This window comes from Sphaerobacter sp. (assembly GCF_019683595.1).
Classification (GTDB): domain Bacteria; phylum Chloroflexota; class Chloroflexia; order Thermomicrobiales; family Thermomicrobiaceae; genus Sphaerobacter.
In genome coordinates, this window is sequence record NZ_JADGHZ010000013.1 from 24,077 (window position 1) to 44,259 (window position 20,183).

14 protein-coding genes and 1 pseudogene are annotated in these 20,183 nt (G+C 68.6%); 7 read left to right on the forward strand and 8 right to left on the reverse strand.

The features are described 5' to 3' along the window. Nucleotides 1-10: 10 nt before the first annotated feature. Both IRZ30_RS02805 and IRZ30_RS02810 read left to right on the forward strand, forming a co-directional pair. Nucleotides 11-334, forward strand: a pseudogene (locus IRZ30_RS02805) (redoxin domain-containing protein); the annotation flags it as partial. A gap of 111 nt (nt 335-445) precedes the next feature. Further along, complete coding sequence (locus IRZ30_RS02810; protein ID WP_294082689.1) at nt 446-1,417, forward strand: N(4)-(beta-N-acetylglucosaminyl)-L-asparaginase; 972 nt, start codon at nt 446-448, stop codon at nt 1,415-1,417. Between the two features lie 96 nt (nt 1,418-1,513). Here IRZ30_RS02810 and IRZ30_RS02815 read toward each other — a convergent pair whose 3' ends face one another. The 3 genes from IRZ30_RS02815 to IRZ30_RS02825 all read right to left on the reverse strand — a co-directional run bounded on the left by IRZ30_RS02815 (nt 1,514) and on the right by IRZ30_RS02825 (nt 6,639). Beyond that, nucleotides 1,514-2,641, reverse strand: coding sequence for a VIT1/CCC1 transporter family protein (locus IRZ30_RS02815; RefSeq protein WP_294082691.1), 1,128 nt, complete (start codon nt 2,639-2,641; stop codon nt 1,514-1,516). A 364-nt stretch (nt 2,642-3,005) separates the two neighbouring features. Beyond that, nucleotides 3,006-4,625 carry a hydantoinase B/oxoprolinase family protein gene (locus IRZ30_RS02820; protein WP_294082693.1) on the reverse strand — a complete coding sequence of 540 codons (1,620 nt, stop codon included), beginning with the start codon at nt 4,623-4,625 and terminating at the stop codon, nt 3,006-3,008. Further along, complete coding sequence (locus IRZ30_RS02825) at nt 4,615-6,639, reverse strand: hydantoinase/oxoprolinase family protein (RefSeq protein ID WP_294082695.1); 2,025 nt, start codon at nt 6,637-6,639, stop codon at nt 4,615-4,617. Before IRZ30_RS02825 ends, IRZ30_RS02820 begins: the two co-directional genes overlap by 11 nt. Nucleotides 6,640-7,103: 464 nt before the next feature. Between IRZ30_RS02825 and IRZ30_RS02830 the strand changes: the two genes are divergently transcribed. Then, nucleotides 7,104-9,599: a M14 family metallopeptidase gene (locus IRZ30_RS02830; protein WP_294082697.1), complete on the forward strand. Its 2,496-nt coding sequence runs from the start codon at nt 7,104-7,106 to the stop codon at nt 9,597-9,599. A 44-nt stretch (nt 9,600-9,643) separates the two neighbouring features. Here IRZ30_RS02830 and nrfD read toward each other — a convergent pair whose 3' ends face one another. Genes nrfD through fdh form a run of 3 tightly spaced genes read right to left on the reverse strand, consistent with a single transcriptional unit; the run spans nt 9,644 to nt 14,673 of the window. Next, nucleotides 9,644-10,675, reverse strand: coding sequence for an NrfD/PsrC family molybdoenzyme membrane anchor subunit (gene nrfD, locus IRZ30_RS02835; protein WP_294082698.1), 1,032 nt, complete (start codon nt 10,673-10,675; stop codon nt 9,644-9,646). A 24-nt stretch (nt 10,676-10,699) separates the two neighbouring features. Next, nucleotides 10,700-11,572, reverse strand: coding sequence for a 4Fe-4S dicluster domain-containing protein (locus IRZ30_RS02840; protein ID WP_294082700.1), 873 nt, complete (start codon nt 11,570-11,572; stop codon nt 10,700-10,702). Continuing rightward, complete coding sequence (gene fdh, locus IRZ30_RS02845) at nt 11,569-14,673, reverse strand: formate dehydrogenase (RefSeq protein WP_294082723.1); 3,105 nt, start codon at nt 14,671-14,673, stop codon at nt 11,569-11,571. Before fdh ends, IRZ30_RS02840 begins: the two co-directional genes overlap by 4 nt. A 403-nt stretch (nt 14,674-15,076) precedes the next feature. On the opposite strand from fdh, the gene IRZ30_RS17135 reads away from it, so the two are divergent. The 4 genes from IRZ30_RS17135 to IRZ30_RS02860 all read left to right on the forward strand — a co-directional run bounded on the left by IRZ30_RS17135 (nt 15,077) and on the right by IRZ30_RS02860 (nt 18,885). Continuing rightward, nucleotides 15,077-15,436 carry a peptidase inhibitor family I36 protein gene (locus IRZ30_RS17135; protein ID WP_148220080.1) on the forward strand — a complete coding sequence of 120 codons (360 nt, stop codon included), beginning with the start codon at nt 15,077-15,079 and terminating at the stop codon, nt 15,434-15,436. Further along, entirely contained in the window at nt 15,412-16,146 is a 735-nt protein-coding gene (locus IRZ30_RS02850; RefSeq protein ID WP_012872927.1) for an ABC transporter ATP-binding protein, read from the forward strand. The genes IRZ30_RS17135 and IRZ30_RS02850 overlap by 25 nt, the downstream gene beginning before the upstream one ends. Then, nucleotides 16,143-18,641 carry a hypothetical protein gene (locus IRZ30_RS02855; RefSeq protein ID WP_012872926.1) on the forward strand — a complete coding sequence of 833 codons (2,499 nt, stop codon included), beginning with the start codon at nt 16,143-16,145 and terminating at the stop codon, nt 18,639-18,641. The genes IRZ30_RS02850 and IRZ30_RS02855 overlap by 4 nt, the downstream gene beginning before the upstream one ends. A 64-nt stretch (nt 18,642-18,705) precedes the next feature. Continuing rightward, the gene (locus IRZ30_RS02860) at nt 18,706-18,885 is read left to right on the forward strand and encodes a hypothetical protein (RefSeq protein WP_294082716.1); all 180 of its coding nucleotides are present in this window, start codon (nt 18,706-18,708) and stop codon (nt 18,883-18,885) included. 297 nt (nt 18,886-19,182) lie between these two features. On the opposite strand, the gene IRZ30_RS02865 is transcribed toward IRZ30_RS02860, so the two are convergent. Then, entirely contained in the window at nt 19,183-19,698 is a 516-nt protein-coding gene (locus IRZ30_RS02865) for an AmiS/UreI family transporter (protein ID WP_294082719.1), read from the reverse strand. 100 nt (nt 19,699-19,798) lie between these two features. Next, nucleotides 19,799-20,183, reverse strand: a 385-nt coding sequence (locus IRZ30_RS02870) for an acetamidase/formamidase family protein (RefSeq protein ID WP_294082721.1), incomplete at its 5' end; no start/stop codon positions are given.

Consider the following 20,183-nt stretch of genomic DNA (forward strand, 5'->3'; position numbering starts at 1 on the left):
GCACTGCCGCCGGCAGCTCGCGCAGTTGCGCGACCACTATTCGCAGTTCCAGCAGCGCGGCGCCGAGGTTCTCGCCATCGCTCCGGACCGCCCGGACGCCGTGCGCGCCTACTGGGAGCGAGAGCGCATCCCCTTCCCCGGCCTGATCGACTCCGACCACGCGGTAGCCAGGCGGTACGGCCAGCAGATCCGAGTGCTTCGTTTCGGCCGCATGCCTGCTGTGCTCATCGTCGACTCCGCGGGGGTGATCCGCCACCGCCACGACGGCCGGTCGATGCGCGACATCCCCACCGTCGACGACCTCCTCACGTGCCTCGACCAGCTCAACCAGTGACCGCCGCCCACCTCGACCCGCTTCGGCTACAATCCCGGCACGAGTTCGGAGCGCACGCGAAACCGCGCCTGGAGCACCTGGCGCGGCACCCGGAGAGGGAAGGGCAGCGAAGTGGGAAGCGGTGCACAGGTCGGCGTGATCGTCGGGAGCTACAACGCCCACGTCGGGTTCCCCGCGGCCATGGAGATCCTACGCGCGGGCGGCAGCGCGCTCGACGCCGCCGTTGCAGCGGTCAAGGTCATCGAGGACAACCTTGAGGACCACAGCGTCGGCACGGGTGGAATCCCCAACATCCTCGGGCAGGTTGAGCTCGACGCCAGCATCATGGATGGCACGACCCTCGCGGCGGGCGCGGTCGGCGCGGTCAAGAACTACCCCCACCCGATCGAGATCGCCCGCAAGGTCATGGAGGTCACGCCCCACGTGATGCTGGTCGGCGAGGGTGCCGAGCTCTTCGCCCGCGTCCACGGCTTCGAGACCGCCAACCTCCTGACCGAAGAGGCGGAGCGGGAGTGGCGGCGCCAGATCCTGGGTGAGGACGGCGCACCGGGTGAGGGCGACTCCTGGGAGGACCAGTACAGCCTCTACATGAGCGTCGTGAAGGACTGGACCAAGCTCCTCCATAAGGAGATCTTCGGCACCACCAACGTCATCGTCCGCGATACCCAGGGCAACATTGCCAGCGCCGTCTCCACCAGCGGCTGGGGCTTCAAGTGGCCGGGCCGGCTGGGCGACTCACCCATCATCGGCGCCGGCAACTACGCCGACTCGCGCTTCGGCGCCGCTGCCTGCACCGGGCGCGGCGAAATGGCGATCCGGGCCGCCTCGGCCCACAGCGTCGTCACCTACCTGCGCCAGGGTATGGCGCTGGAGGACGCCCTCCGCACGGCCATGCTCGACCTGCGTGCGCTGGTGGACCCCTTCGCCGAGCGCGATAACATCATGAACATCGTCGCCATGGACCGGCACGGCAACGTCGCCGCCGCCTCCACCAGCCTCGCCGCCCGCTACGTCTTCCAGACCACCGAGATGGACGACTTCGAAGAGCGCCCCCGCATCCACGTTCCCCTGCGCGACGAGTAGGACGGCTCACAACCAACGAGCGACAGCATGTCAGGGGGCGACGGCATCACACCGTCGCCCCCGCTTACCGGCAGCCTTATCGAGCAGCGCGCCCCGTCAGCCGACCATGTTGACGCCGACGAGGCGGCCGATTGCGAAGGTCACGGCTGCGGCGGCGGTGCCGATGGCGACCTGGCGCAGGCCGGAATAGAGCGCGCTGCGGCCGGTGATGACGGTGATTCCGGCGCCGATGAGGAAGAGCGCGAGCATCGTCAGTCCGAGGCTGATCCCCACGGCGGTCAGGCCGCCGGTGACGAAGTAGGGGATGACCGGGACGATCGCGCCGACGGCGAAGAGCAGGAACGAGGAGATCGCGGCTTCCCAGGCGGAGCCGCCCAGCTCCTCCGGGTTGATCCCCAGCTCCTCGCGAGAGAGGGTGTCGAGCGCGACAGCGGGGTCGCCGGTCATCCGCTGGGCCAGCTCGCGGGCGGCCGCTTCATCCATGCCGCGCGACCGGAAGATGAGGGTAAGTTCCTCGATCTCTTCGTCCGGGAAGGCTTCCAGCTCTTCCCGCTCGACCGCGATCTGGTGCTCGTAGAGCTCGCGCGCGCTCTGGACCGAGAGCCACTCGCCCATCGCCATGGAGAGCGATCCGGCCAGCAGCCCGGCCAGGCCGGTCACGAGGATGCTCCGGGGTGCCAGGTCGGCACCGGCCACGCCCATGACCAGGCTGACGTTCGACACCAAGCCATCGTTGGCCCCCAGCACTGCCGCACGTAGGGCGTTGCCCCCGGTCGCCCGGTGACGCCCTTCGAACTGGGCGATCGCGCTGCCGGGCACACCCGACGGCGTCACCCGCCCGATCATGCGGAACAGGCGCGCGTGCGAGCGCTCGTCCGTCGCCAGGCCGGCGCTGCGGGCGTCGGGTTGTGTGTCGTACTTGTGGCTGTCGCTCTGCTCGTTGCCGATCACGGTCGGCAGGACCAGAGCCGGACCGAACCGCCGCGCGAGCCACATCAGCAAGCGGGTACGCCAACCGATCCCCGGCTCAGGACCGGTCGCACCGGCCTCACGCAGCTTGTCGCGCCAGTACGCGGCGTGCCGCTCCTCGGTCTCGGCCAAGCGCGTATAGACCGTAGCCAATTCCGGCGACGACTCGACCTCGCTTAGCGTCCGGTAGAGCGCCGCCCCTTCGATCTCTGCCTGGAGATTGCGCCGGTAGCGCTCGATATCTGCCGCCGTCATCGGTCCTCGCTCTCGTGATCGGGTCCGCAGGCCCATGATAAGCGCACAGCAGGCAAGTCGGAAGACCTAGCGTGATTCAGCATGCGTCAACAACACGCTCACGTGTGGGACGACTTTTTCGCATGAGTCATCTGAGCGGCAGATGTCATCCTGAGTGGAGCGAAGGATCTCAGTCGGGCTTGGCAATCCCAGGCGCAGATCCTTCGCTCCGCTCAGGATGACACACGGAAACGAGCGCAGGATGACACGAGCGCATGCGATCACCCTCCCTCGGTATCAGCAGCCCGCGTCACGTGCACGCTAGGTGGAAGGAAGTGATCCGCCCGCACCGGTGCGCGATGCGGGCGGCTCGTGCGTATCAACGTCAGTCCTGGGCCTGACCCGTGGGGTGTGCGGGCTTGCCCCAACCGCCGCCACCGGGGGAGCGGATCACGAGCCGGTCGCCCGGCCTTGCGGTGAAGCGCACTTTGCCCGGGAGTTTGGTGACCTCTCCGTTGCGCACGAGTAGGTTCTCGCCGGGCGCGCCCGGCTCGCCGCCCTGGAGCCCCCAGGGGGCCAGTCGACGCCGTTCGGTCAGGAGCGTCACCTCGGTCGGCACCAGGAAGTCGATCTCGCGCTCCAACCCGTCGCCGCCGCGGGCCGCTCCGGCCCCGCCGGAGCCGTCGCGCAGCCGGTAGGCGCTGATGCGCATCGGGTAGGCGTACTCGAAGGCTTCGACCGGGGTGTTGAGCGTGTTGCTCATGTGCACGTGGACGCCCGAGAGCCCGTCGAGCCCCTGGCGCGCGCCCATGCCGCCGCCCATCGTCTCGTAATAGGCGAAGGGCTGACCGGTGCGCGGGTCGATCCCTCCGGCCGTCACGTTGTTCATCGTCCCCTGGCTGGCTGCCGGGATGACGCCGGGCAGCGCCTGGGCCAGCGCCCCCAGCACGGCGTCGGTGATACGCTGCGAGCACTCGACGTTGCCACCGGCCACCGGCCGTGGCGGCCGGGCATTGACGACCGTCCCCTCCGGGGCGTGGACCGTCACCGGCGCGAAGGTGCCGTGATTCATCGGGGCATCGGGCGGCATCAGGCAGCGGACCACGTAGTACACCGCCGACTTGGCGACCGAGGCGACGGCGTTGATGCTCCCCTCCGCCTCCGGGGCGCTACCGCTGAAGTCGACCGTCAGCGTCCCGCCCTCGACCGTCACGGTCGCCACGATCGGCAGCGGGCGCCCGTTGATCCCGTCGTCGTCGAGATAGTCGGTGAAGCGGTAGACCCCGTCCGGGATCTGCTCGATCGTGGCCCGCGTGATCCGCTCGGCGTAGGCGATGAGCGCCTCGCCGTGGGCCTCGACCGTCGCCAGCCCGTAGCGCTCGACCAGCTCTTGCAGCCGCCGCTCGGCGGTGCGGTTGGCCGCGACTTGGGCGGTCAGGTCGCCGCGGCGCTCGTCAGGCGTGCGCACGTTGCGCAGCAGCAGCGCCAGCGCCGCCCGGTTCGGATGCCCCGCCTCCCACAGCTTGATCGGCGGGATGATGACCCCCTCTTGGTAGATCTCACTGGCCACCGGCATCGACCCGGCCGACATGCCACCGACATCGGCGTGGTGCGCCCGGTTGGCCGCGAAGCCGGCCAGGACCGACTCGCCCTCGACGGTCACGTAGATCGGGGAGATGAGGGTGATGTCGGGCAGGTGGGTTCCGCCGGCGAACGGGTCGTTGAGCGCCACGACGTCACCCGGGGCGAAGCTGTCGAACGCCGCCAGCGCCGCCGCGACCGAGTCGGGCATGGCGCCCAGGTGAACCGGGATATGGGCCGCCTGGGCCAGCAGCCGCCCCTGGCGGTCGAACAAGGCGCAGGAGAAGTCGCGGCGCTCCTTGATGTTGGGCGAGTAGCCGCTGCGCGTCAGCACCGCGCCCATCTCTTCGGCGATCGCCGTCAGCGCACTGCGGAAGATCTCCAGGCTGACCGGATCGACCAGCACCTCCGGCTCAATCGCCATCGCGCGCCCCCTCCTCCGGCATCGGCTCTAGAATCAGATTGCCCACCGTGTCCACCCGGCCGCCCCAGCCGGGCGGCACGACGGTCGTCGTGTCATACTGCGTGACCACCGCCGGGCCGCGCAGCCGCGCCCCCGGCACCAGCGCAGCCCGGTCGTAGATCGGCGTCTCCCGCGTCTCCGGCCCGTCGGCCCCGGCGAAGACGACCGGCCGGTGCATGACCGGCTCGACGCGCGCGTTCGGGTCGACCTCACGCCGTGGCAGGTTCGGCCGCTCGGCGAGCCCACGCGCCTTGACCCGGCAGTTGACCACCTCGACCGGCTCGCCAGGGTCGCTGTAGCCGAAGCGCCGCTCGTGGGCCGCGTGGAAGGCCGCGACCGCCGTCGTCATGTCGCCCTCGTAGGGAACCACTAGCTCGTACGACTGGCCGACGTAGCGCAGGTCGAGCATCCGCTCGATGGTGATGCGCTCGTCGGGCAGCCCCTCGGCCAGCAGATCCGCCCGGCCCTGATCGGTCAGCTCTGCCAGCACCGGGTCGACCACCTCGGCGGCCCCCGTCGCCGGGACCATCACGGTGCGCACGTAGTCCTTGACCACGTCGGCGGCGAGCATCCCGAGCGCCGAGAGCACCCCGGGCGTCGACGGCACGAGCACCCGCGGAATCCGCAGGTTGGCCGCCAGTTCGCAGGCGTGCAGCGGACCGGCCCCGCCGAAGGCGACGAGCGTGAATCGCCGCGGGTCGTGCCCCCGCGCCACGGAGATGACCCGAATCGCCGCCTCCATGTTGGCGTTCGCCACCCGGATCACCCCAAGGGCTGCCGCCTCCGGGCTCGTCCCCAGGCGCTCGGCAACCGTCCCGAGCGCCCGCCGCGCGGCATCGACATCGAGCGCCATGCCCCCTCCGAGGAACCCCTCGGGGATCAGCCGGCCCAGCACGACGTTGGCGTCGGTGACCGTCGGCGCCTCGCCCCCACGTCCGTAGGCCGCCGGGCCCGGATCGGCTCCAGCAGAGACCGGACCGACGCGCAGCGCCCCGCCGGTGTCGAACCAGGCGATGCTGCCGCCCCCCGCGCCGACGGTGTGGATGTCGATCATCGGCAACTTGCTGGGGTAGCCGCCGATCTTGCCGTCGGTCGTCTCGGTGATGGCGCCGTCGATCAGCGCCACGTCGGTCGAGGTGCCCCCCATGTCGAAGGTGATCGTCTGCTCGAAGCCGGAGGCGCTCGCGACGTAGGCCGCCCCGACCACCCCGGCCGCCGGGCCAGACAGCAGCGTGCGCGCCGCCTCACGCCGGGCCGTGGCCGCTGAGATCGACCCACCGTTCGACTGCATGATCCGCAGCGGCACGCCGCGCGGCAGCTCGTCCTCCAGCCGGCGGAGGTAGCGGTCCATCAGCGGGGCAACATACGCGTTGAGCACCACCGTGCTGGTGCGCTCGTACTCCCGGAACTCCGGCAGCACCTCGTGCGACGCCGAGACATGCATCCCGGCCGCACGCACCGCCTCGGCCACCGCCGCCTCATGCGTCGGATTGGCAAAGCTGAAGAGGAGGCACACCGCAACCGAGGTCACCCCGGCCTCCTGGAGCGCAGCGACCGCCGCGGCCACCGACTCCGGATCCAGCGGCGTCAGCACGCCGCCCCGCTCATCCAGCCGCTCTACGACCTCGAACCGGCGCTCGCGCGGCACCAGCGGTGGCTCCCGCTCGACCCGGAGGTCGTAGAGCGCCGGGCGGGTCTGCCGCCCGATCTCCAGCACATCGCGGAATCCGGCCGTGGTCACCAGCCCGGTCGGCACCCCCTTGCGCTCGAGCACGGCGTTGGTCGCCACCGTCGAGCCGTGGACGACCGCCGCCAGCCCCTCCCCGACGCCGAGCTCCTCCAGCCCCTGCAGGATCGCCCTGGCCGGGTTATCCGGCGTCGACAGGACCTTGTGGACCCGGACCGTCCCGTTCTCCACCAGCACGAAATCGGTGAACGTCCCGCCCGTATCGACGCCGACGAGCACCTGTCCCATCTCTCCCTCACCTCGATCGGCCCGCTCCGCCGCACGGGGTCGCCGGGGCAGGCCCAGGAGAATCACGTCTCAGCGCAGAAGGGGCCGGCGCCTCAGCGCCGACCCCGGAAATCCTCGACGCTTCGTAGCCAGCCGTGCCGCGCGTAGTCTATGCCTCCCCGGGTGGCAGGCGCAAGCGTGATCTCGGGCACCCTGCGGCGGCGCGCGACCAGGACCGTCCGATCATACCGGCACAGCGGACCGACCTGCGTGTCGCAACCGGCATCGGCGCATACCCGATCCCCGGCGTCCCGGCGGCTACGTGGCACCCAGCCTGACGCTGCTGCGTGGAACGTTCGCGACTGACGGCGGTTCGCCGGTCCACAAGTCGTTCGCTCGGTGCTACAGTATCCCCGTCGCGCTGGATTCGAGGGCGGTGCCGCGCCGCAGGCGGAAGCACGCCCGCCTGGGAGGAGGCGTTGCCGATGGCTCAGTCCGCCGCCACGATCGTTCCGCCCGATCAGCGCTTCCGCTTCCGACCGGGCGACGACCGGCGGCTGATCCGCTGGCCGGACATGCGGCGCTACTTCGCCGATGTCGCCGCGTGCAGCCCGCGGGTGCGGTACGAAGAGCTGGGACCGGACACCGGCGGGCAGCCGATCGCGCTCCTGACGATCTCATCGCCCGACAACCTGGGACGGCTCGATGAATTGCAGGCGATCCAGCGGCGGCTGGCCGACCCGCGCGGCTTGGCGTCTAACGAGGCGGAGCGACTGATCGCCGCTGCGCGTTGCGTGGTCTTGGTCACCTGCGGTATCCACGCCACCGAGGTCGGCGCCGTTCAGGCGACGCCGGAGCTGGTGTACGAGCTGGCCACCCGCGACGACCCGGAGATCCACGAGATCCTCGACAATGTGGTGTTGCTCCTCGTCCCCTCGCTCAACCCGTGGGGAATGGAGGTTGTCGCCGACTGGTACCAGCGCACGCTCGGCACAGCCGCCGAGGGGACCGCGCCCCCTACCCTCTACCACCCCTACACCGGGCACGACAATAATCGTGACTGGTTCATGTTGACTCAAGTCGAGACGCGCGCGGTGGTCGAGAAGGTGCACAACCGCTGGTTCCCGCGCATCGTGTTCGACTTGCATCAGATGATGGCCAACGGGCCGCGCTACGTGCTGCCGCCCTTCATCGACCCCTACGACCCAAACGTCGACCCGCTCATGGTCGCCGAGATCGCCGCACTCGGGACCAGCATGGCGGCGGCACTGACCGCCGAGGGGAAGGCGGGCGTCGCCACCGGGGTGATCTTCGACGCCTACTCCCCCTCCCGTGCCTACCAGCACTACCACGGTGGGGTACGCATTCTGGCCGAGGCGGCAAGTTGCCGGATCGCAAGCCCGGTCGAACTGAAGCCGGCCGACCTGCGGGAGGTGCGTGGGTTCGACCCGCGCGTCGCGCGCGCGAACCACCCTGTGCCCTGGACCGGCGGCACCTGGCGGCTGCGTGACATCGTCGACTACCACAAGACCGCCATCTACGCCTGCCTGTGCCACGCCGCGGCTTTCCGTGAACGGTGGGTACGCGGATTCTGGCACGTCCAGCAGCGCGCGGTTGCCCATGCCACGCCGGTCGCCTTCGTGGTGCCGCCCAGCCAGCGCGACCCGGTCACGGCGGCGGAGATGCTACAGATCCTGCAGGACGGTCTGGTGGAGGTGCACCGGGCGCGGGCACCCTTCCGGGCCGATGGTGTCCACTACCCGGCCGGATCGCACGTGGTGCTCCTGGCTCAGCCTTTCGGACGCTACGCCAAGACGCTGCTCGAGACTCAGCACTACCCGGACCTGCGCGTCTCTCCCGGCGGGCCGCCGCGCCCGCCTTACGACATCACCGCCCACACCCTCCCGCTCTACATGGGGGTGGAGGCGATCCAGATCGACACGCCGTTCGCGGCGGACCTCGAACCGGCCACGCGGGTCGAGCCGCCGCTGGGGAGCGTCAGCGGGACGGCGCGGGCCGGGTACCTCCTCGGCTGCGAGACGAATGCCGCCTACCGGGTGGTCAACCGGCTGCTTGAGGCAGGAGCCACGGTGTGGCGGACCGGTGCGCCGCTCCGCACAGGGGGCAGGGAGTGGGCCGCCGGGAGCTTCATCATCGAGGGGCTATCCCGCGACGACGCGACGGCGCTCGCCTCCGAGGCACACGTGCACCTGCACGGGTTGCCATCCCGACCCGCCGTGCCGCGTCGCCGTTTGCACGCGCCCCGCATCGGGCTCTACCGGAGTTGGCGGCCCAACGCGATCGACGAGGGTTGGACCCGGTTCATCTTCGAGCAATACGCCTTCTCGTACGTCACGCTGCGCGACCGCGACCTGCGCCAGGGTGACCTGCGCGACCGCTGCGACGTGATCGTGCTGCCGCAACAGCCGGCCCGTGACATCTTGGAGGGGAACGACTCCGGGGAGTACCCGGCCGAGTATGCGGGGGGCATCGGCCAGCTCGGCGCCGCCAACCTGCGCCGGTTCGTCCAGGCCGGCGGCACGCTGGTGGCGCTCGATTCCGCCGGGGAGGTGGCCATCGAGCACCTGTACCTCCCGGTGATGAACGCGGTGCAGGGATTGCCTGCCGAAGTCTTCTACGCCCCCGGCGCGCTCCTGCGCCTCCTGCTCGATCCCCACCACCCGGTGGCCTACGGGTTCGAGCGTGAAACTGCCGTGCTCTCGGTCAACAGCCCTGTGTTCGAGCCGCTCAGCGACGATGTCGGCGTCGTCGGACGCTTCCCGATGACCAACCAGCTCCTCTCCGGCTGGCTGCTCGGCGCCAACCACCTGCGCGGCAAGGCGGCGCTGCTCGACGTGCCGGTTGGCGCGGGCCGCGTGATCCTCTTCGGCTTCCGGCCGCAGTTCCGCGCCCAGACCCGCGGCACCTACCGCCTGCTCTTCAACGCGCTCTACTACGCGACGCTGGAGCCGGCGGAATGATGGGCAGCCGCCATCAGCATCCTGCGCACCGCGCTCGCGGCGGATCAGGAGCGGCGTGAGCCGTTCTCGCGTGCCCGCGTCAGCTCGAACGTCGCCTGCGGATCGTCGGCCGAGCGATGGCCGGCGGTGACGATCAGGTAGCGGAAGAGCGCCCCGCCGATCAGCGTCAGGAGCGCGGCCAGCACCGTCACCCCACGCGGCAGGCGCCGTCCCAGCCAGGCGCCCGGCGCCTGGACCAGCAGCGGCAAGCCGAGCCCGGTGCCGAGGACGCCGACGCGGTAGATGCGGCCCAGACGGCCTTCGTGCATCGGCCGAGCGATGGTCTTGCCCGAGTTGAGCCGCAGCGCCGCCAGGAGCAGCGCCTCAACTCCCATCACGACCGTCTCGAACCGTTCCAGCCGTCGCAGCGACCGGTGGCTGGTCCGCCCGGCCACCGTCAGGATCAGCGTGATCGCCGCCAGGGCGTTCGAGAGTGCGGAGGCGAGGAAGAGCGGCCCCATCAGGAGGTAGTTCCTGGTCCAGAGCGGCACCGCGGTGGCGGCGAGTAGGACCCCGGTGTAGCCGCTGACGAAGAAGGCCGGGAACTGCCCGAGGAAGGCGATCGCCCGCGACGGCAGCCGGAGGAGCAGGCGCGCGACCAGTGTGCCGCGCCCGAAGAGGCCGTCCTCCGCCGCCTGAATGAGTGCCGACAGCGTCGAGAAGGCGCCGAAGACTACCAGGCCCCAGGTTCCGACCGACATCGGCGAGCGGACCTTGAAGACCCGCAGCATGTGGTGGAAGCGCTCCGGCCGGCCCAGGTCGAGGATCAGCAGGATGGGACTGGGGATGAGCGCCGCGAGGGACAGGTACCGCCCCGCGCGCACGACGGGCCGCTCCTCATCGCCACCGAACACATGGGCGATGCCGGCGATGACGTAGCTGGCCCCGGCGATGCCGCCGAGGAAGAAGTAGGTCGGGATCTCCCAGCGCCACGGCGCTCGGTGGATCACCGGCACACCGTAGTAGCTCTCCCTCGCTTCATCCCCGGCGCTACGCCCGCCGCGCCGCCGCGTCTCCCATCGCCGCTCGTACGCCATCCTCGCCTCCGATCCTCCCCGTCCTCACTTCCGCCGGAGCGACAGGATCGCCCCCACCGCGAACGCCACCGCCGCGAGGGCCGTGCTTACGGAAGCCGGAATCGTCTTGCGCTGCGGCAGCTCGGGCTGAGCGGGCAGGTTGTAGACCTCAGGCGGCGCGGTCAGGATGAAGAAGGCGTTCAGCCCCTCGATGCCGCCGGTGCCGCCCACCGCTCGGTCGCCGTAGATGTGTGCCTCCTCCACGCCCTGCGCACGCAGGTCGGCTACCCGCTGCTTCGCCCGGTCCATCAGGTCCTCGACCAGCCCGAACTGGATTGAATCGGTCGGGCACGCCTTGGCGCAGGCCGGCTCCAGGCCGTCGCGCAACCGGTCGTAACAGAGCGTGCACTTGTGGGCCTTGTGGTCGCCGACGCGCGCCCGGCCGTCGCCCAGGTCGAGCGCGATGACGCCGAAGGGGCAGGCCGGCACGCAGTAGCCGCAGCCGTTGCAAACGTCCTGCTGCACCACCACGGTATCGAACTCGGTGCGGATGATCGCGCCGGTCGGGCAGGCTTCCATGCACCCGGCGTTGACGCAGTGCTTGCAGACGTCGCTCATCATCAGCCAGTTGGACTGGAAGGCGCGCATCGTGGTGGGGCGCCGCCCCTCGCTGTCGCTGATGCGCTCGATGAAGGCGACGTGCCGCCAGGTCGTGGCGCTGAGGTCGCCCGTGTTGTCGTAGCTGTAGCCGGTGAACCCGAACTCGTCCATCGGGAGTTGGTTCCACTGCTTGCAGGCGACCTCGCAGGCCTTGCAGCCGATGCACAGCGTGGTGTCGGTCAGGAAGCCCACCGCCCCGGGCCTGGCGCCGGTCGTACCCGTCCGGCCCGGCTGGTCGCGGATCACTGTGGTGCTCATCCGCGCCCCTCCTCGTCCGTGCTGTGCGTCAGCCGGCCCTTGCGGAGATTGCAGGTAAACGCCTTCGCCTCGTGGATGCGCGAGTTCGGGTCCTCAACCAGTGCGCTCAGGTCGTTCGCGATGCCGCCCTTGGCGATGCCGCTGTAGCCAAAGTGCCAGGGCATGCCCACCTGGTGGATCTTCTTGCCGTCGATCACCAGCGGCTGCAGGCGCTCGGTGACCAGCGCCCGGCTCTCCGTCTCGCCCCGGAGGGTCGAGATCACGACCCAGTCGCCGTTGTTGATCCCCAGTTCCCCTGCCAGCTCCGGACTGATCTCGACGAACCCGTGTGGCTGCAACTCGGCCAGCCAGGGCACGAAGCGCGTCATGCCGCCCGCCGTGTGGTGCTCGGTCAGGCGGTAGGTGGTGATGACATACGGGAAGCGCGGGTCGCCGATCTCATGGTAGCGGTTGTCCGGGCGCTCCAGCAGGTTGGCCGCCGGGCTACGCGGGTGCTCGGGATAGAGCGCGTTGCCGACCGGCGTCTCCCACGGCTCGTAGTGCGTCGGCAGCGGACCGTCCCGCAACCCGGAGGCGGCGAAGAGCCAGCCGCGGCCATCGGCCATGTTGACGAAGGGCGCATCGCCGGGATGGGCGTCGAGCCCGACCGCGCCCGGAGGGGGTACGTAGTCCGGCGGCTTGGTGACCGGGAAGTCGGGCGTGTCGAAGCCGGTCCAGCGGCCTTCCTTCTCGTCCCACCAGACCCACTTCTTGCGCTCGCTCCAGGGGCGGCCCTGCGGGTCAGCCGAGGCCCGGTTGTAGAGCAGGCGCACGTTGCGGGGCCACGAATAGCCCCACTCCAGCGCCGCGCGCTCGTCGCCGCGGCGGTCTTTCGCCCGGTTGCGGCCCTCCTCCGGCATGATGCCGGAGTAGATCCAGCAGCCGCACGCGGTCGACCCGTCGTCTCGCAGCGCGCTGAAATCCGGCAGCAGCCGTCCGTCGGCCACGGTGTAGCCATTGATCTCCCGGACGATCGCCTCGACGACCGGCTCATCGTGCGGCCCCTCCGTGGGGTACTCCCAGGTGAGCGCGGCGATCTGCCGGCCCTTCGGCGTGTCGTCGCCCTGGTACAGCTCCTTCAGGCGGCGCCCCAGGTGGTAGACGAACCAGACCTCGGAGCGCACGTCGTCCGGCGGATCGATCGCCTTGTCGTGCCACTGGACCAGCCGTTGCGTATTGGTGAACGATCCCTCCTTCTCCCCTGGCAGCGCGGCCGGGAGGAAGAAGACCTCGGTCTTGATGTCCTGCGGGCGCACCTTGCCCTCGCGGACCTCCGGCGCGTCCCACCAGAAGGCGGCCGTCTCGATCTCGTGCACGTCGCGGACGACCAGCCAGTCGAGGTTGGCCAGCCCCTCCCGGGCCAGGATGGCGTTCTGACCGCCGACGGCCGGGTTCATGCCCATGACGAACAGCCCCTTGATGATCCCGTCCTTCATCATCGGGATCATGGCCTGGAAGGACGCGTCGCCGTTGATCTTCGGCACCAGGTCGTAGCAGAAGTCGTTCTCGGGCGTGGCCGCGTCGCCGTACCAGGCCTTGAGCAGGCTGATCAGGTAGGCCGGGGTGTTGTACCAGGCACCGGTCATGGGCCGATTCCGGCGCAGGTACGCCTCGAGGTTCTCGTCCCGCTCCAGCGCGGTCGCCATCGGCATCGGCAGGTAGCCGGGCAGGAGGTTGTACAGCGTCGGAATATCGGTGCTGCCCTGGATGGTTGCATGGCCGCGGAGCGCCAGGATCCCGCCGCCCGGCCGGCCGATGTTGCCAAGCAGGAGCTGCAGCAGCGCGCAGGCGCCGATGATCTGGGTGCCGTTCGTGTGCTGGGTCCAGGCGACCGCGTAGCAGAAGGCCGTGGTCCGGTCACGCCCGGAGTTCGCCAGGATCGTCTCGGCCAGGCGGATGAAGACATCCTGCGGGATGCCGGCGATCCGCTCCACCATCTCCGGCGTGTAGCGCGCGTAGTGGCGCTTGACGATCTGGAAGACGCAGTTCGGGTCTTGCAACGTCGGGTCAAGACGGGGCGGCGCGGTGAGGTTTCCGATATACTCCGGCCGCGGCTCGGCCGTCTGCGCCTTGTCCTCGGACGCCGCCGGTCGCTCATCCTGCCCGGCGTACTGCCAGGTGTCCGTTTCGTAGCGTCGCTCCTCGGGGATGTAGCCGGAGAAGAGGCCGCCGAGATCCTCCGGGCCCTGGTACGCCGGGTTGATGATGACCGGCGCGTTGGTGTAGTGGGTCACATACTCCTTGAAGAACGGGTCGGTGTTCCAGCGCTCGCTGTTGATGACGTAGTTGATCAGCCCGCCGAGCACGGCGAGATCACTGCCAGCCCGCAGCGGCACGTAGAGGTCCGCCAGCGCGGATGTGCGCGAGAACCGCGGATCGACGTGGATCACCGTCGCCCCCCGGGTCTTGGCTCTCACGACAAAGCGGAAGCCGACCGGGTGGTTCTCCGCCATGTTTGAGCCCATGATGACGATGCAGTCGCTGTCCGCCAGGCTCTGCAGCGTCGTCGTCGCGCCGCCGCGACCGAGTCGGGCGCCCAGACCGGGCACCGTGCTGGAGTGTCATATCCGCGCCTGGTTCTCGATCGGGACGATCCCGAGCCCGCCCGCGAAGAGCTTCTTGATCAGGTAGTTCTCTTCGTTGTCCAGCGTCGCGCCGCCGAGGTGGCCGATACCGAGGGTGCGATTGACGACCGTGCCCCGCTCGTCCCTTTCTTCGTACGTCTCGTCCCGGGTCTTCTTGACGAGCTGGGCGATCCGCTCCATGGCCCAGTCGAGCGGGCGTTCCTCCCAGTGATCGCTGTAGGGCGCCCGGTACTTGACCTTGGTAATCCGGTTTGGGCTGTACACCAGGCCATAGGTCGCCGCGCCCTTAGGGCACAACGTACCGCCGTTGATGGGGCTCTCGTAGTTGCCCTCGATGTCGATGATGCGCCCATCCTTGGCGTAGACGAGCTGGGAGCATCCAACGGCGCAGTAGGGGCAGACGCTGACGGTCACGTCGGCACCGCGGATGCGCGAGCCGACCTGGCGCGTCTTCGCACTGATCGGGTTGGGAACCATCCCGACGTAGTTCTTGAGCCGGCCACCGATGCCCATGGGTCCCTCCCTGCGCTCATCCAAAGGTTGGCGCCTGCCAGCGGTGACGGTGGAAACGACGGAGCCACGAAATACCGTGGGGATGGCCCGCAGTCCCTGTGCCGCGCCGACGCGGACATTGTACGCGACAGTGCGGCGGGATAGAGCACGGAACCGAAGCACAGTAGTCGCTCAGACTAGCACCGCTTCAATGAAGCCCCTCGTATCACCCAACAGCAAGTTCACTCATTGACTTATCAGTATGCAGCAGGTTATCATGTCATCGTCCTATTATCACTGCATGCTGAATGGAGGTGTTCACGATGCGCGCCTGATGCAGGTCATGCGCCTTCTTTGGCTATCGGTATTCAGACATTAGAGGGAAACTGTGCACAAGAAATCCCTACTCGTAGCGCTCGCACTGGCCCTCTCATCCGTTGCCGCGGCTGGGAGCGTACAAGCAGAACTCGAGGAATGCGATAGCGGACATGTGTGCATGTGGGGAAACACTGACTTCAACTGGCTGATTGGTGAGCGCCCGAGCGGGGGAGGTCTAGTAGCCCTGTCTGGCGCCGCGAACAACCAGATGGACTCTTGGGCCAACGGCAGCAACACCAATGCAGCGGGATACGACAACTGGGATGGCACAGGAGACTGCCAGACGTTCCATGCATTCGGACGTGATAACAACGTTGCCTTCTGGAACAGCGATGAGGTCTCTTCATGGCGAACCAACAGAGGTTGCTGACCACGACCGGGAGTCTCGGCCCGCCTGCCCTGCTCGACGTCTCGGGGCTGCACAGGGCATTCGTGACGCCGGCGGAGACGGTGTGTGCGGTCCGTGACGTGACGTTCTCCGCGTATGCAGGCGAGTTCGTATGCATCTACGGCGCTAGTGGCTCGGGCAAGTCCACGCTGCTCAACTTGATCGCTGGGCTGGACGTGGCGGACAGCGGGACGATCCACGTGAACGGCGTCGATGTCGGCGCCCTCGACGAGGGGGGCCGGGCACGCCTGAGGCTGGAGACGATTGGGGTCGTCTTCCAGGATCACCTGCTGATCGATGAGTTCACCGCCTGGGAGAACGTGGCACTGCCACTGGAGGTACGCGGTTTCACAGGAGCGGAGGCCAGGGCCTCAGCCCTGGCCGAGCTCGAGCGCGTCGGGCTGGCCGGTCTTGAGGACCGGCTGCCCAGCCAACTCTCGGGAGGGCAGCGACAGCGCGTCGGGATTGCCCGGGCACTCGTCGGCCAGCGCCGCGTCTTGCTGGCCGACGAGCCAACCGGCTCCCTGGACTCAGCCAACTCACGCGCGCTGTTCGCCCTGATCCGCAAACTGTGCGACCAGGGCACGCTGGCCGTCGTCTGTTCGCACGACCCGATGTGTCAGGAGTTCGCTGATACGGTGTACGAGATGGTAGACGGGCGTTTGCGTCAGCGGGAGGTCGCACGGCTATGAGAGGCGTGGCCACCCTGCGCGTCGGACGCCGGTTCATGCGCAGCCGCTCTTTGGCGACATCCACCTGGTTAATGGCGGCGGTCAGTGCCACCGTGGTCGCGCTCTTCATCGGGATGAGTGCGCTCACCCTCTCCGGCGACCAGATCGTGGAGCGGGAAATGGGGCGCTTCGCCTTTCGGTCGTATCTGGGCAATACACTAACCCTGACCCCCAAGAACGCCTCGATCGCAGCCGAGATTGAGGCGACGGCACTCGCAGGTGGTGCGACCGCACCGATGGTCACGGTGACCTCGGTAGACGTGGAGCCAGCTCAGGTTGACCCACCAACCACGTGGTTCACCGAGGCCGACTGGGAACGCAGTCCATTCCCCAACCGGTATGTCCTCCTCCGCGGTCGTTGGCCCGAGCAGCCCGGTGAGGTCGTCGTGGCTCATACCTCGAACGGATCGCTCGCAGAGCTCTGCGAAGAACTTGCCGTGCTCGCCGGGCATGAGCGGTTCACCGTGGTTGGCATCGTTGACGACCGCTACGGCGACTACCACGCGATCCTGGCGGCACCGGGCACCTTCGCCAGCATCGGGGAGGCAGCTCTCCGCAACTTCCCATCCATTAGCGCAATGTTGACTCTCTTTTGGGAGGGAAGCCAACGCCAGTCGGTCATCGACGCGGTGAGCGACTTCCTCTCCCGCGAGCTCGGTCAGCCGAGAGATGACGTGGCTCTCGCTGTCGCGGCGACAACCCAGGATCGATCGGACGTCAGTCGCACACGGCGGACTCCCTGGATTGAGCGGATTCCAGCGAGTTACGGGATCCCGGCTCTGCTGCTCCCCTTCTTGGCATCGCTGGCGACCTTTGGACTCAGCCAGCGACGGCTCCACCGGAGCGGCACCCTGCTCGTGGCCCTTGGGCTGCCACCCGGCCGTGCGGCGAAAGCTATCGGCATAGCAGTGACCGGATGGCTCATGGCGTCGCTTGCAGCCGGCGTGGCAGTGGGTGCGGTAATTGGGCTCATCGCCCGCGGCGTCTTATCACGCTTTCACCTGTGGGCACAGCCGCTCAGTCCCTTCCCCAGCCTGCTCGATCCGATACTCAGGCTCGGTATATCCGCCGCCGCTGCATGTCTTGTCGGCACTGTGTGGATCCGGTTCGCCGTGGTCAACCGGCAGCCATCGTCCGTACCGGAAGCACCGACCGCGCGCCCCTCAGCGTCGCGGGCCCGACGCTATGGAGAGCACGCCCGGCACGGTGCGGCGACGCTCGCCGCTTGCGCCGCGATCCTGCAGACGCCTCACGTGGACACCGCCGCCGACCCCATGGTCCTCGCTGGTACTATCGCCGTCGGAGTCCTCCTCTTAGTCCCCGAGGTCGTCGACCAGGCAATGCGTCTGCTTCCGAACACAGGCCCGCGTCTGCGTCTAGCCCGCCAGCAGCTCGTGCATAACCGCAGCCGCACTACGATCGCGGTCGCTGCGCTGGCCGCCGTGCTCGGTCTCCCACTGGGGTATGTCATCCTCTTCGACGCCATGATTAAGACCGGCCAGGAAGGACTCGCTCCGGATGTCGCCCCTCACCAGGTCCTGGTGAGCGAGACTGGTGGAAAGTTCCAAGCCCCAACGCCTGAGGTACTCGCGGTGGTGCGGGAACAACTCGGGGTATCGCGCCCGACCGTGCAGATCCGCTATCTATGGGGAGAGCACGGGCCAGTAGCGGTCGATGGCAGCGGTCTCGGCGCGGTACTCGCGCTCGACACGTTGGACGACGTCAGCCGGCTCATCGGGCGCCCCCTGACCGAGACGGAGCAGACAGTACTTGTTGACGGCGGCATGCTCGCATGGGACGACCGCGAGGGCCGCGAGCGCGTGCTCGTCACACCCACGGCAGTGGGAGCGGAAGAGGTGCGCCTCCCCGCGGTCGCGGCGAGCCTCCATCCTGCCTGGCGGATGAGCACCAACGGCGTCCTGCTAACCGCGACCGCGGAGCGGCTCGGCCTACCGATCATGGACGGTGGGATCGTGTTCACCGATGTCTCAGACGCCGACGCGCGGGCCGCGCGGCGGGCGGTTCTCGACGCGGGACTGGACCCGCGTCAGGTTGTCCTCTACGAGACGGTCAACCCCTTCGTGCCACGGGCATACTTCACTGCCGCCGCCGGGCTCATGCTCGTCGTGCTGCTCTGCGCCGTCGCAGTGGCACGCGCCCAGGTGCTGACGCTGCGGCGCTACCTGGGTACGCTGATCGCGATCGGGCTGACGCCGACCTGGGCGCAGCAGGTCGTCCTTGCCCAGAACACGTTCTTCGTCGCCGTGAGCACCGTCGTCGTCCTGGCGCTGGCGATCCCCCCGGTCGTGGTCACGGCCATGGTCATGCCCAACTTCGTGCTCAGCATCCCCTGGCGAGTCATCGGCGTGGTGATCGCCGCCTTCTACCTCGCCGTGCTGCTCGCCACCGTCCTCTCCTGCCGCCAGATCCGCGCGTCGGATCGCGTCGCGCTGTGAGGGGGCAGAGCGAGCAATCGGCGGGGATGACTGGCCCCGCCATTCGTCGAAGGGAGCCTGACGGGTGCTGGCGAAGATCGGAGTCACGATTCTGATCCTGGCGACCGCGTTCGCGCTCCTCTTGCTGCTGGGACCAGCCATTGGGGCGATTGGGTCGATGGAACTCGGCATCGGCCTTCTGCTTGTCGTGATCGCACTGGTGGTCGCGTTTACCTTGATCGACCGCCGATCAAGGAGACCATGACGCTGAGCACGATGCCGAAGTCCGACGGTTGAGCCGTTGCAGATAACCTCACCCGACCGTCATGCGCCACCGAACGCATGACGGTCGGGGCGATCTCGGCGGACACCAACCCGCTCGCGGACTGGGCTACCGCTGCGGACGCGGCGTGCTCCCGTCCGGTCAGGGTCACCGCATTGAAACCTTCGGGGTGACACCCCGCGTGACGATCCGTGCCCTCTCCTGAGTGGCGATGCTCATCCGCCAGTCAGGGCCGACGGAGCCTCACCGACTCCGTGCGATGCCCGCGCTCCCGACGCCCTACAGCGCCATGTAGCCGCGCAGCAGCAGGTAGGCCGGCAGCCAGGCGGTGGCGATCCCGACGGCCAGCGTCAGCACGCCAACGAGTTGGACCCCGACCCGCTTGGGCACCAGGAGTGCCCAGTAGAGGAACCACAGGACGGCCCAGGCGAGCCAGTTCAGCCCCAGCCAGTAGTCCCAGGTGGTGGTTGCACCCCGCAGCAGCTCGATGCTGATCGGGAGTGCCGTGATGGCCACGAACAGGCTGTACCAGCCGAGACCTCGCCCATCAGTCTGGAGGAAGCGATTTATCCCTATCCAGATGTAGGTGAACGAGAACAGGAGGACCAGCGCGCCGAAGCCGATGTCGTCGAGGCTCGCACCGCCGCGGAGCGCGCTTGCCAGCGCCGCCAGCAGCGTCACCCCGCCGACGAAGAGGTTGATCACCCCGATCTCTTGGTCACTCACCCGGCCCAAGAGCCATAACCCGTTGAGGAAGAGAACCGCCCCGACCCAGAGGAGAATCAACGCGATCATCGGTCTCCTCGCACTTCCCTTTGGCAGCGGTCACGGCGTGTTCCGTTCGATCACGAGGGAAGGGCGCGACCCCGGCTGGGCCGCGCCCAAGGCGCCACGACTACGTCCGGGCGGCCATACCACGGTCGGCTGAAGTCGGCCCCTGCGCGTTCGGTCGGATGTCGAATTCGAAGATCTCGACCGGCAGGTAGAGCGAGCAGCAGGCGTTCGGGATGTCGACGACCCCGCTGATCCGCCCCTCGATCGGCGCGGCGCCCAGTAGCAGGTACGCCTGCTCGCCTGAGTAGCCGAACTTCTTCAGGTACTCGATGGCGTTCAGGCACGCCCGCCGATAGGCGACGGTGGCGTCGATGTAGAGGTTCTCGCCGCTGTGCTCGTCCACCGAAAAGCCGATGAACGAGAGGAAGGTCGAGTACCGCGGCTCCACCGGCCCCGGGATGAAGACCGGGTTGGTGGTGATGCCGTACTTGTTCATGCCGTCCTTG

Excerpts from the sequence above, each read along its gene's own strand:
- IRZ30_RS02830 (WP_294082697.1), top strand. The coding sequence starts at position 7,104 with ATGGCTCAGTCCGCCGCCACGATCGTTCCGCCCGATCAGCGCTTCCGC.
- IRZ30_RS02840 (WP_294082700.1), bottom strand. The coding sequence starts at position 11,572 with ATGAGCACCACAGTGATCCGCGACCAGCCGGGCCGGACGGGTACGACC.
- IRZ30_RS02820 (WP_294082693.1), bottom strand. The coding sequence starts at position 4,625 with ATGGCGATTGAGCCGGAGGTGCTGGTCGATCCGGTCAGCCTGGAGATC.
- IRZ30_RS02815 (WP_294082691.1), bottom strand. The coding sequence starts at position 2,641 with ATGACGGCGGCAGATATCGAGCGCTACCGGCGCAATCTCCAGGCAGAG.
- nrfD (WP_294082698.1), bottom strand. The coding sequence starts at position 10,675 with ATGGCGTACGAGCGGCGATGGGAGACGCGGCGGCGCGGCGGGCGTAGC.
- IRZ30_RS02825 (WP_294082695.1), bottom strand. The coding sequence starts at position 6,639 with ATGGGACAGGTGCTCGTCGGCGTCGATACGGGCGGGACGTTCACCGAT.
- IRZ30_RS02855 (WP_012872926.1), top strand. The coding sequence starts at position 16,143 with ATGAGAGGCGTGGCCACCCTGCGCGTCGGACGCCGGTTCATGCGCAGC.
- IRZ30_RS02865 (WP_294082719.1), bottom strand. The coding sequence starts at position 19,698 with ATGATCGCGTTGATTCTCCTCTGGGTCGGGGCGGTTCTCTTCCTCAAC.
- IRZ30_RS02850 (WP_012872927.1), top strand. The coding sequence starts at position 15,412 with ATGGCGAACCAACAGAGGTTGCTGACCACGACCGGGAGTCTCGGCCCG.